Annotated in this window: 12 protein-coding genes, 2 pseudogenes and 1 riboswitch; of the genes and pseudogenes, 11 read left to right on the top strand and 3 right to left on the bottom strand. The window is 48.9% G+C overall.

Annotated elements, in window-relative coordinates; translation table 11 throughout:
- Positions 1-133 (top strand): annotated as a pseudogene (locus HNR75_RS09125) (IS110 family transposase); the annotation flags it as partial.
- A 22-nt stretch (positions 134-155) separates the two neighbouring features.
- Here the strand turns inward: HNR75_RS09125 and HNR75_RS09120 are convergent.
- The 3 genes from HNR75_RS09120 to HNR75_RS09110 form a co-directional block, all read right to left on the bottom strand.
- A complete protein-coding gene (locus tag HNR75_RS09120) occupies positions 156-1,265 on the bottom strand; it encodes a hypothetical protein (protein WP_188026659.1) in 1,110 nt (369 codons plus the stop codon).
- Between the two features lie 2 nt (positions 1,266-1,267).
- Entirely contained in the window at positions 1,268-2,824 is a 1,557-nt protein-coding gene (locus HNR75_RS09115) for an AAA family ATPase (protein ID WP_188026658.1), read from the bottom strand.
- Between the two features lie 445 nt (positions 2,825-3,269).
- Positions 3,270-3,566 carry a hypothetical protein gene (locus HNR75_RS09110; protein ID WP_188026657.1) on the bottom strand — a complete coding sequence of 99 codons (297 nt, stop codon included), beginning with the start codon at positions 3,564-3,566 and terminating at the stop codon, positions 3,270-3,272.
- Positions 3,567-3,760: 194 nt separating this feature from the next.
- Here HNR75_RS09110 and HNR75_RS15660 point away from each other — a divergent pair, with 194 nt between their 5' ends.
- The 10 genes and pseudogenes from HNR75_RS15660 to thiH all read left to right on the top strand — a co-directional run bounded on the left by HNR75_RS15660 (position 3,761) and on the right by thiH (position 13,064).
- The gene (locus HNR75_RS15660) at positions 3,761-4,033 is read left to right on the top strand and encodes a phage integrase N-terminal SAM-like domain-containing protein (protein ID WP_425506778.1); all 273 of its coding nucleotides are present in this window, start codon (positions 3,761-3,763) and stop codon (positions 4,031-4,033) included.
- 207 nt (positions 4,034-4,240) lie between these two features.
- Positions 4,241-6,169, top strand: a complete 1,929-nt coding sequence (yoaA, locus tag HNR75_RS09100) for a DNA repair helicase YoaA (protein ID WP_484600387.1) — start codon at positions 4,241-4,243, stop codon at positions 6,167-6,169.
- Positions 6,141-6,857, top strand: a complete 717-nt coding sequence (gene tsaB / locus HNR75_RS09095) for a tRNA (adenosine(37)-N6)-threonylcarbamoyltransferase complex dimerization subunit type 1 TsaB (protein ID WP_188026654.1) — start codon at positions 6,141-6,143, stop codon at positions 6,855-6,857. The genes yoaA and tsaB overlap by 29 nt, the downstream gene beginning before the upstream one ends.
- Positions 6,858-6,873: 16 nt before the next feature.
- A complete protein-coding gene (locus tag HNR75_RS09090; RefSeq protein WP_188026653.1) occupies positions 6,874-7,386 on the top strand; it encodes a Slp family lipoprotein in 513 nt (170 codons plus the stop codon).
- A 75-nt stretch (positions 7,387-7,461) separates the two neighbouring features.
- A riboswitch (TPP riboswitch) is annotated at positions 7,462-7,562 on the top strand.
- 102 nt (positions 7,563-7,664) lie between these two features.
- Entirely contained in the window at positions 7,665-9,512 is a 1,848-nt protein-coding gene (gene thiC, locus HNR75_RS09085; protein ID WP_246358830.1) for a phosphomethylpyrimidine synthase ThiC, read from the top strand.
- A 17-nt stretch (positions 9,513-9,529) separates the two neighbouring features.
- Positions 9,530-10,168: pseudogene (thiE, locus tag HNR75_RS09080) on the top strand (thiamine phosphate synthase); the annotation flags it as partial.
- Positions 10,161-10,958: a HesA/MoeB/ThiF family protein gene (locus tag HNR75_RS09075; RefSeq protein ID WP_223157836.1), complete on the top strand. Its 798-nt coding sequence runs from the start codon at positions 10,161-10,163 to the stop codon at positions 10,956-10,958. The pseudogene thiE and the gene HNR75_RS09075, both read left to right, overlap by 8 nt.
- Entirely contained in the window at positions 10,943-11,143 is a 201-nt protein-coding gene (thiS, locus tag HNR75_RS09070) for a sulfur carrier protein ThiS (protein WP_188026651.1), read from the top strand. The genes HNR75_RS09075 and thiS overlap by 16 nt, the downstream gene beginning before the upstream one ends.
- Positions 11,144-11,145: 2 nt before the next feature.
- Entirely contained in the window at positions 11,146-11,925 is a 780-nt protein-coding gene (locus HNR75_RS09065; RefSeq protein WP_188026650.1) for a thiazole synthase, read from the top strand.
- Positions 11,922-13,064 carry a 2-iminoacetate synthase ThiH gene (thiH, locus tag HNR75_RS09060; RefSeq protein WP_188026649.1) on the top strand — a complete coding sequence of 381 codons (1,143 nt, stop codon included), beginning with the start codon at positions 11,922-11,924 and terminating at the stop codon, positions 13,062-13,064. The genes HNR75_RS09065 and thiH overlap by 4 nt, the downstream gene beginning before the upstream one ends.
- Positions 13,065-13,135 lie beyond the last annotated feature (71 nt).

Raw genomic sequence — 13,135 nt, 5'->3', positions numbered from 1 at the left:
GCATCTAAAAGCTGCTGGGAAGTTACCAAAAGTTGCGTTGATAGCCTGTATGAGAAAGCTGATTGTGATCTTAAATACGATGGTAAAAAACCAGCTGCAATGGCAGTTAAATGAACCGAAAACAGTTGACTAAGAACCACAGTCACTAACAATATTTATTGTCTAACCTTTGTCGGTGGGGCACAGAACCAACTGAAAAATAACTTGCCAAGTGATAACCATTCCATCACTAAACTTTCTGAAGTTTTAGTAGCTACTGATGACATTTTATTTTTCTTCAGAATAACTAAGCTTTTTTCTAAAAGAGTATCACCTAAGCCATAAAAAGATACACAACTACAGTCTTCACCACAAGCACGCTCATTGACGCACCGAAGATGATCGAATTTTTTAGTTGATTTTAGTGCTGGCACCCAAAAAGGGCCATATGAACTGTCTAGGGTAATCGCGTCTTTTAGTTTAAATCCTTCTTTATGATCAAAATATAATTTTGTATTTAAAGAAGCACTGAAAATGTTTTTCATTGTATCAAATGAATCAATTACATGGTTTTCATAGGTGTCTCTATGAATTATTTCATCTATAATGTGAACTGGTATCAGAGATTCAGCTTCATGTGCATTAATTATAACCAATCTGCATCTATTTTTATATTTTGTAGTGCCAAGCTTCTTGCTTGTTGATCCTCGGGCGCCAAGAGGATGTGATTTATCACTATCAACGATACATAGTCCAATAACGCCATCATCTGAAGTTTTATCAAATACTTTTGATGTATTTGCACCACCTCCATTAACTTTGTTAAAACTGGTGCTCAGATGGTTTAATCTTGCTTGTTCTACAAAATAATTGGAAAATAATTCATATAAGTCGATATCATTGATATCTTCACAAATTATAGATGCAGATTGGATTAGTTTTGTATCTGAAAAATAATCTGCACTGATTGTCAAAATATTTCTATCATCATTTGAAATGTCAAAGTTATTAAATTTATTCAGAGAGAAATCAACCTCAACGTAAAAATTAACGATTTTTGTTAATGCATTCAGTTCTCTCTGTTGATTTAGTGCTGCATTAGCATAACGCCTAGAGTTCACGCCAAACAGATCTGCTCTATCAATGATAAAACTAAAAAATGCTTTTTCTGCTAATATAATATGCTTTTTTTCACCAAAAGATTTCAGGATGTTATCTATTGAAGATATTATTTTCTCATCCATCTCAAGTGAATTCAGGTCAATAGGTTTTATTTTTATAATCATGACTATCTACCCGAAAAAAAACCAATAGGCCAGTCATTCAAAAAGCCATCGTTATCAAAATAAGATAACGAAACATCAGTTATGCCATCGTTATTTTTATTGAATACTAAAATTGATATATCATCCTTAGATATGGATAAATTATTATTCTCAATTTTTTCACCCAACGCATCAATAATAGACTGACTGTGTGTCTCAAATATAATTTTCAAAGGAATGGAGTTATCTTTAGCATGCGATATTACTTTAGCAAATAGTTCACCAATTTTTGCTTGATATGCTGGATGTAAATGTAATTCAGGTTGTTCTATAACAAATATTAAAGGTCTTTGTTGAGATGTTCTTTTTCTGACAGTTTCAAACCATATTGATGTTATGATTGGTAGTACTTGTGAGTAACCAAATCCCATATCGCTTATATTGTACTCCTTTGACTCATTATTCGTAAGTAACTTTACAGCATAGTGATTGCCAACTTCACGTACAAAAACAGAAAATCCAAAATTTTCCCTTGTCCATGCTGAAAATTCTTTCTGTTCACTCGGTTTTAATGAGTTAATTAGCATTGCTAAATTTGAACCAGTATGATCAATTTCATTCACTTGAAGATCTTGAAATCTATAATACCTCTCGGCAGTTGCACGGAGAGGAGCTATATATTTCACCCCGGTAAAAATATGCGAAAGTTCGTTGTTAATACTTCTGATTATGGAGGTTAAATTCCAAGCAATCACATAGGGATATAGTTTTTTAACTATTTCATTATTGTTTTTATTTAAGTTTTTAATGAATGTTTTTTGTTCTTTAAATAATCCATTTAAAATTATATTGACTCTTTCGACCGAAGTTACAGGAACTCGAGCTAGTGTCGATTTGATTTTTGTTTCATCTGTTTTGGAATGAAAAAAAACCTTCAATATTTTTGTTGCTTCATCAAGAAAATGTTTTTCTAGATTATCATGGTAGTAATCATAAAATGATGAAAATATTTTATTCCTACTATTGTTGCTGGCATCCTCCTTTTTGTTTTGGATTAAGAGTAATGGTATGAAGCTATCATTCTTTGCTATGTGCAGGTCTTCATTTATAAGGTTATCTATATTTAGATGTGCTTGTGCTATACCCGAAGATGAATTGTTAATTATATTGATTTTAATGTTGCTGTCATTTATATTGATTTCAAGATTATCTATGGTTGTTTTTTGTTTCTGTGCTGTTACTGTTAAATTCAATGTGATTTCATTTTTTACTTCGTCTTTAAATCTTATAGTGGCATTTCTATCTAACGCTGATTTATATTTAAATATAAAACTAATTGTGTTGTCTTTTGTGTCATTTGAAATAACCTCGCTAAATTCACCGAAGTCTACGTAACGACCAAACCATAATATTGGCCCTGTCGTATTTGATTCTACTGATTGTCTTAAAAGAGGCAGAGTACGTAAAAAAGAACTTTTTCCACTACTGTTTTTTCCAACAAAAACAGTTATTGGCTTTAAATTAACGATTGTTGTCTCTTTAAAGCTTCTTAAGTTTCTAATTCCAATTGCATCAAGCATTAATATCTCCAAGTAAATATAACTTCGACTTATGGGGCGGTTGAAAATTCCCACACCAAGTTTTTGTTAATTTTTTATTAATCTAAATGTCTACCAATCAAACGAGCCAGCATAGAGATAAGACTTCTCTCACGGTAACTTGCTTCGCTAGTCATTATGAGACTTCGCAAACTGAATATGATGCTGATCAAGCCACATACAATCCCTAACCACTCAAACCAATGGATACGTTTTTCGAATACAGCCTTTAGTATTGGTAGAAACATATTATTAGATTGCTCAGCTAGTTTTGCCTCTAACCACGAAGGGACAATGAAATAAAATATAATGAAACTAATTAGGCCGAAAAGAAGAGAACCCCACCAAGATAGCCTTGAAGTAATAAATGCTGTATCAGATATTATTGAACCTGCAGCACTTTTTCGATAATAACGTCGTCGTCTGCTCATTTTGTATATGCTTTGTGTAGGTTGTTAAAGAATAATTCTCGATTAGCGCGAATATCATCGCGCCAACGCTTGACTACATCTAAAGATTTACCATGTTCACCGATGTAAACTTCTGCATAAAATTGAGATACAGCATCACCTAATATTTTTAGACGTTTCTGTGCATCTTTTAGACCCAACAAAAATAACGTTGATTCAGCACTGGTTAAATTTTCATAAGAACTATAAATCTTGGTTCTTGCTTCTTTTAACTCTCTTAGTTGTGATTCACTAAGAGCTTGGTTACTTTTCATGTACTAATGCCACTGATTAATGCACCCAATCCAATTTTTATCACAGTGTCTAATATTTCTAGGTAGCTCATTTTCATCATGGTTTCCTAAAAATTTAAAAATTTACTATGCCGCAAAAATCCGCAATATATCCGCTTACGGTGTCCTTAATTTCTACCTGTAAGAATATGCAAATTCATTAAAATCAATATATTATGTGTTTTTTGGGTTTTGTTATGCGAAAACCTTCTTCTCCATTCCTGGCTTCCATTTTTGAATATATGGTCACGCGTCATTACGCGATGAATACGATAGAAGCTTATATTTATTGGATCCGTTGGTTTATCTGTTTTCACCAGAACACGCATCCATCAAAAATGGGGGATACAGAGGTTGAGCAGTTGCTTTCATTTCTGGTGAATCAGCATTCAACACGGCACCAGTGTCCGAAGCCCATTTTCCGATCTGTAATCAAATCTTCGGCATAGCTACCGCAGGACCACAAAATGCGATCTGGGGGCTGATAGAACTATCAGCAGATAGAATCATCCTACGCCCGTTCAGGTCTGGCTTCAAATGAGAGTTGGCCTGGATCTTTGTCCTAACGCAATAAAAGTACAAAATATACCGGGCCCGGATGTGGCGGCAGGATGTGTTACAATCGTCCCATCATTTTTTCGTGCCGGGATCCGCTTTTGAATACCGATTATTTTGCTGAAAACGGTCTGCTTGCCAGGGCCATTCCCGGATTTGCGCCGCGTCAGGCACAGGTCCAGATGGCGGAAGCAGTCAGCAAGGCAATAAAAAGTGCCGGACGTTTGCTGGTCGAGGCGGGAACGGGCACCGGCAAAACCTTTGCCTATCTGGTGCCGGCACTGGATAGCGGCAAGCGGGTGATTATCAGTACCGGCTCCAAAGCCCTGCAGGATCAGCTCTATGAGCGCGATTTGCCGACGCTGCTGCTGGCGATGCAGTACGGCAAGCCCGTGGCGCAGTTGAAAGGGCGCTCCAACTATCTGTGTACTTACCGTCTTGCCCTGCTGGAGCAGGAGATGCATTTTCTGGCGGCGGATGTGTTTGCCGATCTGCCGAAAGTGCGCCAGTTCCGCGCCCGCACTGTGAGCGGTGATGTGGCCGATATTCCCGGTCTGCAGGAGCAGGCGCCGATCCTGCCGTTTGTCACCAGTACCAACGACAACTGTCTGGGGCGCGAATGCCCGGATTACGAAAACTGTTTTCTGGTCAAAGCCCGTCGTAAAGCGTTGGATTCCCAGATCGTGGTGATCAACCATCATCTGTTCTTTGCCGATATGTCGGTAAAGGACACCGGCTTCGGTGAACTGCTGCCGGATGCCGACGTTTATATTTTCGACGAAGCGCATCAGCTGCCGGATATTGCCAGCCAGTATTTCGGCGAATCCCTCTCCAGCCGTCAGTTAACGGATGTGGCCGATGAGCTGCGTCTGGCTTACCGTCTGGAAGCCAAGGACATGTCACAGCTCGGCAAGGCGGCCGATCGGCTGGTGCAGGATTGTCAGGCGATGCGTCTGGCCTTTGGGGTCGATCCTTCCCGCGGTAATCTGCGCGAGGTGCTGGCTCAGCCGCTGATGCAGCGTGAATTGCAGCGTCTGCAGGAGTCCATCAAGTTCTGCTACGACGTCTGTAAACTGGCTCTGGGGCGGGGCGAGCAGATCAATAACTGCTTTGAGCGTCTGGCCGGTTTCATGACCACGCTGGATCATGTCACGGCGGTCACCGAAGTGGGGGCGGCCTACTGGTATGAAACCACCAAACGGCATTTCACGCTGAACGTGACACCGTTGTCGATCGCAGAACGCTTTTCACAGGAAGTCATGCGGGCGGGGTGCGGCTGGATTTTTACCTCGGCCACGCTCACGGTCGGCGAGGAATTTGACTATTTCTCGCAGCGTATGGGCGTGACGGATGCCGAGACCTGTCTGCTGGACAGTCCGTTTGATTATGCGCATCAGTCGTTGCTGTGTGTACCGCGTAATCTGCCGGATACCTCGGTCTATCAGCGTGCCACTCAGCTGGCCGAACGGCTGCTGCCGGTGATCGAACAGGTGCCGGGCGGCTGCTTCTTCCTGTGTACCAGTTATCACAGCGTCAATCAGATTGCGCAGGTGTTGCGCGACAAGCTGGATCGGACGGTACTGGTTCAGGGTGATGACAATAAACAGCGCATCCTGGCCGATTTTGTTGCCGACGGCCATGCCGTACTGGTGGCGACCTCGTCGTTCTGGGAAGGGGTGGATGTACGCGGAACAGCGCTTTCCTGTGTCATCATCGATAAGCTGCCGTTCATGTCGCCGGATGAACCGTTACTGAAAGCGCGGATGGAAGATTGCCGCCTGCAGGGGGGAGATCCGTTTCAGCAGCTACAACTGCCGGAGGCGGTGATCGTGCTGAAACAGGGTGTCGGACGTCTGATCCGTGATTATCAGGATCGTGGTATCCTGATCCTGTGTGACCCGCGATTGGTCAATAAACCTTACGGGGCCGCTTTTCTGAAAAGTCTGCCACCGATCCCGCGTTGCCGGGATTTAGCCCGTTTAACTGAATTCTGGAAAGAGATTGAAACGAATGAAAATTCTGGCGATTGATACAGCCACCGAAGCCTGTTCTGCTGCCTTATTATGGAACGATGCTGTATTAACCCGCGAACAGGTGGCACCGCAGGCGCATACCCGTCTGATCCTGCCGATGGTGAATGAATTACTGGTGGAAGCCGGTGCCACGTTATCTGGTCTGGACGCAATTGCGTTTGGCCGGGGCCCCGGTTCTTTTACCGGTGTGCGTATCGGGATCGGTGCCGCGCAGGGGCTGGCATATGGTGCCGGCGTGCCGCTGATCGGTGTCTCGACCTTACAGATGCTGGCGCAGGGCGCTTACCGTCGCAATCAGGTTGAAAAAGCCGTGGCGGCAATTGATGCGCGGATGAACGAGATCTACATCGGTGCCTTCATGCTGCGCGATGGTCTGATGCAGGCCGTGACTGAGGAAGCGGTGATCCTGCCGGAGCAGGCCGGTGATTATCTGGCGCAGTCTACGGTGACTGTTGCGGGAGGAATCGCAGTGGGCACCGGCTTTACCGCCTATACTGAACTGGCAGCCGGACTGGGTTTACTGCCGGCTGCGACGACACAGGAAGGTAATCTGCCATGGGCGCAGGATATGCTGCCACAGGCCGTGGCGGCGTTCCGTGCCGGTGATTACTGTGAACCAGCGCTGGCAACCCCGGTATATCTGCGTGACAAGGTGACCTGGAAAAAGCTGCCGGGTCGTGAATAAGAAGTGAGAGCTTACGATGAAGTGGATTGCCCTGTTTTTTGTTCTGTTTCTGACGGCCTGCGCCAATAACAAAACCGGTTATTATGCCGACGACTCGGTCCTGATCCGTCAGCAGTTCGCTCAGATGGCCCAGCCCAATAATCCGCAGGGCTGGCAGGTGAAATGGAGCGGGGTGATCGCCCAGACCCGCAATCTGGCCTCGGGAACCGAGATAGAGGTGGTTTATCTGCCTCTGGGTTATAACGGCGTGCCGCAGCAGGCAGAACAATCACCGGGCCGTTTCATTGCCGTGTTCCCGCAACTGCTGGATCCGGTGTTGTATGCCAAAGGCCGCAGTATCACGGTCTCCGGCGCAACAGCACCGTCACGCGAAGGCAAAATCGGTGATATGACCTATCGCTTCGCGGTGATCAATGCCACGCAACACAAACTCTGGCCGGTGGTGAAAGAGGTGGAGGTCCGTTATGAAGACCCGCTGTTTGATGACGGCTTCTATTTCCATCATCACCGCACCATAGTTCCACGCTGATTACTAATTTTTGTGGCAACGATCAGTAATTGTTATCTGATTGTTGCCATTCTCTTCGCATCGTTTCATACTGGCCTTCACTTGTCGGAGTGCCCTAAGGGCTGAGACCGTTTATTCGGGATCCGTTGAACCTGATCAGGCTAGAACCTGCGAAGGGAAACAAGAGTTGGCACAGGAAGCCATTCCGGATTCAGATCACCTGAATTGTTACACCGCCAGACTCCCTCTCAACGCCACTTCCGGCAAGCCATCCGAATTCTTTTTAAGGTGAGCTTGCTATGTCGAAAAATTTATCTGCCCGTGAACGTCGTGAATCAGCGAAAGAGTATCTGTCTACGCTGGCGGCACAAACATTTCCGAACTCTGATCGTGAATATCTGGAAGGCCCACGCCCGGATATCCGCGTGCCAATGCGCCGCATTCACCTCACGCCATCGCTGATCGGCGGCACCAAACAGGCGCCGATCTATGAAGAAAATGCGCCGGTACTGGTGTACGACACGTCAGGCCCATACGGCGATCCGGATCAGGCTGTCGATGTGACCGTGGGTCTGAAACCATTACGTCAGAACTGGATCCTGGAACGTAACGACACCGAAGAGGTGGCTGAGCCAACTTCTGAATTTACCCGCGCACAGGCCGAACAGCTGCAACTGGTGCCGCAGATGAAAGTCAAAGCACCGATCCGTAAAGCCAAAGACGGTCAGTGTGTCAGCCAGCTGCACTATGCGCGTAAAGGCATCATCACACCGGAGATGGAATTCATCGCCGTTCGTGAAAATCAGCGCCGTCTGAATGCGGGTGAAAAAGGGATCACCGCAGAGTTTGTCTGTAAGGAAGTCGCTGAAGGCCGCGCCATTATTCCGGCCAACATCAACCACCCGGAAAGCGAGCCAATGGTCATCGGCCGTAACTTCCTAGTGAAAATCAACTCCAACATCGGTAACTCCTCGATCAGTTCCAGTATCGAAGAGGAAGTCGAAAAACTGATCTGGTCTACCCGCTGGGGCGCGGACACCGTTATGGACCTTTCTACCGGTCGTCATATCCATGCGACCCGTGAATGGATCCTGCGTAACAGCCCGGTACCGATCGGTACAGTGCCTATGTATCAGGCGCTGGAAAAAGTGAACGGCATTGCCGAAGAGCTGAGCTGGGAAGTGATGCGTGACACGCTGATCGAACAGGCCGAGCAGGGTGTCGATTACTTCACCATCCATGCCGGTCTGCTGCTGCGCTATGTGCCGATGACCGCCAAACGCGTCACCGGGATTGTGTCCCGCGGTGGTTCCATCATCGCCAAATGGTGTCTGGCGCATCATCAGGAAAACTTCCTCTACACTCATTTCCGTGAAATCTGTGAGATCTGTGCGCAGTACGACGTGGCGCTGTCACTGGGTGACGGTCTGCGTCCGGGCTCGATTGCCGATGCCAACGATGAAGCGCAATTCTCCGAACTGCGCACACTGGGTGAACTGACCAAAATTGCCTGGGAATACGATGTGCAGGTCATCATCGAAGGCCCGGGCCACGTGCCGATGCACCTCATCAAGGAAAACATGGATGAGCAGCTCAAGCATTGCCATGAAGCCCCGTTCTATACCTTAGGCCCGTTAACCACCGACATCGCTCCGGGTTACGACCATTTCACCTCCGGTATCGGTGCGGCGATGATTGGCTGGTACGGCTGTGCGATGCTCTGCTATGTCACGCCGAAAGAACATTTGGGTCTGCCGAATAAAGAAGACGTGAAACAGGGTCTGATTGCCTACAAGATCGCAGCCCATGCCGCCGATCTGGCCAAAGGCCATCCGGGTTCGCAGATCCGTGATAACGCCATGTCCAAAGCGCGTTTTGAATTCCGCTGGGAAGACCAGTTCAATCTGGCGTTAGACCCGGATACTGCCCGTGCGTATCACGACGAAGATCTGCCGCAGGAATCCGGCAAAGTGGCGCATTTCTGCTCCATGTGCGGTCCGAAATTCTGCTCCATGAAGATCAGTCAGGAAGTGCGTCAGCTCGATAGCGAAGGTGCGTTTGATGATGTGAAACACGGGATGGAACAACAGGCCGCGACCTTCCGCGAAATGGGCGGGGAACTGTATCTGGCCAAAGAGGTGGAGTAATGGAGAACATTGCTTCATTTCCGAAGACCGATCACCGGTTAGGGCTTTATCCGGTGGTGGATTCGGTGGACTGGATTGCCCGTCTGCTGGAATGGGGTGTCACTACGCTGCAACTGCGGATCAAGGATCCGCAGACCCCTGATCTGGAACAGCAGATCAAGCAAGCCATTGAATTGGGGCGCCGTTATCAGGCGCGCCTGTTTATCAATGACTACTGGCAACTGGCCATCAAGCATGGCGCCTATGGTGTGCATCTGGGGCAGGAAGATATCCAAATCGCCGATCTGGACGCACTGCGCAGCGCCGGTTTACGGCTGGGGATCTCCACGCATGACTCGCTGGAACTGGCGGATGCGTTGGCGCTGCAACCTTCTTATGTAGCGCTGGGTCACATTTTCCCGACGCAAACCAAGGATATGCCTTCAAAACCGCAGGGGCTGATCAATCTGGCAGCGGCAGTCGGACAGGCTGGCGCCATCCCGACGGTGGCTATTGGCGGGATATCCGAAGAGCGGGTGGGCGATGTACTGGCCACGGGTGTCGGTAGCGTCGCGCTGGTCAGTGCCATCACCAAAGCGGCCGATCCGGAACAGGCTACCAAACGCTTACTGCGAATGGTGGAAGGAGAAAGCAGAGAGGGCAGTGCTGATGTCTGACCTGCTGACCGATGATGAATTCCTGCGTTATGGTCGACAGATCCTGCTGCCGGAAATCGGAGAGGCAGGGCAGTTACGACTGAAAAAAAGCAAGGTACTGATTGTAGGACTGGGCGGGCTGGGTTCGCCAGCATCGCTCTATCTGGCGGCAGCCGGGGTAGGACAACTCTGGCTGGCCGATGGCGATAAGGTCGACAGCAGCAATCTGCAACGCCAGGTGCTGTACCGCACTGGCGATCGTCATCAGGCGAAAACCAAAACGGCGGCGTCCCATCTCGGCGCGCTGAATCCGGCGGTCCGCTGTCATCTCTTGCCGGCGGTGGACGAGGCATTGCTTGCCAGCATAGTGCCACAGGTCGATGCAGTCCTCGATTGCTCCGACAATATGCTGACCCGCCAGCGCGTGAATGCCGCCTGTGTTGCTGCTCGCAAACCGCTGATCACGGCGGCGGCAACCGGCTGGGATGGTCAGCTGCTGCTCAGTGAACCCTCGCAAAGCTCTGCCTGTTACCACTGCCTGTTTCCGTCATCCGCCGAACCGGGCCTGAATTGCCGCGAAGCCGGTATTGTCGGGCCGGTGGTTGGCATGCTGGGGGCGGCGCAGGCACTGCTGACCATTCAGCTACTGTGCGATTTACCGCGGCCAACCGGTGTGCTGCAGCGATTTGATGGCCGGACACTGCAATGGCGACGGTTACAGACACAACCCGATCCAACCTGTCCTGTCTGCCAATCATCTGCCCCCTTATCGTTTTCCGAACCGGAGTCACCAACATGCAAATCCGCTTAAATGGCGAGCCGTTGCAGCTTGCCGGCTCCTGCAGCCTTGAAGCGTTACTGACTACCCAGGATCAGCTGAAAGCCGGCGTTGCCGTTGCTCTTAATCAGCAGGTGATCCCACGCAGCCAGTGGGCCACTACATTTCTTTCAGATCACGACGACGTGGATCTCTTCCGCGCCATTGCCGGAGGTTAATCATGATTCAACCCCTTAAAATTGCTGACAAAACTTTTAACTCACGCTTACTGACCGGCACCGGTAAATTCGCTTCGGCGCAGGTGATGCAACAGGCACTGACTGCCAGCTCGACCGAAATTGTCACCATGGCGCTGAAACGAGTCCGGCTCGATGAACCGGATATCCAGATCCTGGAGCCATTGCGGGAGATGGGCGTGCAACTGCTGCCGAATACCTCCGGCGCCCGCAATGCCAAAGAGGCTATATTTGCTGCGCAACTGGCGCGAGAAGCGCTCGGTACCAACTGGCTGAAGCTGGAGATTCATCCTGATCCGCGTTACCTGATGCCCGATCCGATAGAAACCTTCAAGGCTGCGGAAGAGCTGTGTAAACAGGGCTTTGTGGTACTGCCATATTGCGGCGCCGATCCATTGCTCTGTAAACGTCTTGAAGAAGTGGGTTGTGCGGCAGTAATGCCTTTAGGCGCAGCCATCGGCTCAAATCAGGGGCTTTCCACCAAAGCGATGCTGGAAATCATCATCGATCAGGCGAATGTGCCGGTCATCGTTGATGCCGGTATCGGTGCGCCGTCCCACGCCGCCGCCGCGCTGGAAATGGGGGCTGATGCCGTACTGGTGAATACCGCGATTGCGGTTGCCGGTGATCCAGTGGCGATGGCACAGGCATTCCGGATGGCCGTGACAGCCGGGCGGATGGCCTATGAAAGCGGTCTGGGTGCGGTCAATCAGCAGGCTATCGCGTCCAGTCCGCTGGCTGCCTTCCTGGAGACACTGGCATGAGCTTCTACGACGAATGGGAAAAGCTCGACTGGGCAGAACAGCAGCAGTGGGTGCTGCAGCAAACTGACGCCGATGTAGAACGCGCTTTAGCCCGCCTTTCCCGTCCGGGAAAACGGGAAATGGCCGATTTTGCTGCACTCATTTCACCGGCGGCCGAAAAATATCTGCTGCCGATGACCGAGTTGTCGCAGAAACTGACCCGCCAGCGTTTCGGCAACACCATCAACATGTATCTGCCGCTCTATCTGGCCAACCTGTGCGCGAATGACTGTGCCTATTGCGGTTTCTCTATGAGCAACAAGATCAAGCGCAAAGTGCTGTCGCTGGAAGAGATTGACCGTGAATGTCAGGTGATCCGCCAGATGGGATTCAAATCGTTGCTGCTGGTGACCGGGGAACATGAGCGGAAGTCCGGCATGGATTATTTCCGGGAAGTGTTTCCGGTCATCAAGCCCTATGTTTCCTACCTGATGATGGAAGTGCAACCGCTCGCCACAGAAGAGTACCGCGAGCTGGTCAGCATGGGGCTGGATGGTGTCATGGTCTATCAGGAAACCTATCACGAGCCGACGTATGACGAACATCATCTGCGCGGCAAAAAGAAAGATTTCCGCTGGCGTCTGGAAACGCCCGATCGCTTAGGCGAGGCAGGGGTCGATAAAATCGGACTGGGTGCTCTGCTGGGGCTAGGTGACTGGCGCACCGACAGCCTGATGGTGGCCCGTCATCTGCAGTATCTGCGGAAAACCTACTGGCAGAGCCGTTACTCGATCTCTTTCCCGCGGTTGCGGCCTTGTACCGGCGGTTTCCAGCCTGAAGACCCGATGAGTGATCGTCAGTTGTTACAACTGATCTGCGCTTATCGCCTGTTTGATCCGGAAGTGGAATTATCGCTCTCGACCCGCGAAGGACCGGAGTTCCGCGATTTTCTGATGAAAGTGGGTATCACCACCATGAGCGCCGGTTCCAAAACCCAGCCAGGTGGCTATGCTGAAGATCATCCGGAGCTGGAGCAGTTTGCGGTCAGTGATGAGCGCAGTGCCGTCCAGGTGGCGTCTGTCATTCAAAAGCAGGGGATGGAAGTGATCTGGCAGGAATCCAGCCCGCAACACTGGCATAACCATCAAATTTCTCAGTAAAACTATATAGTTAGAGTTAACGATGATGAATGCAAAATGCGAAAAGCCAACGAAGGTTTATTTGCATTTTG

Origin of the sequence: Tolumonas osonensis (assembly GCF_014202415.1) — a bacterium.
Taxonomy (GTDB): Bacteria; Pseudomonadota; Gammaproteobacteria; order Enterobacterales; family Aeromonadaceae; genus Tolumonas; species Tolumonas osonensis.
Note: the sequence above shows the minus strand (reverse complement) of the source record. Positions and strands in the feature narration are given on the sequence as shown.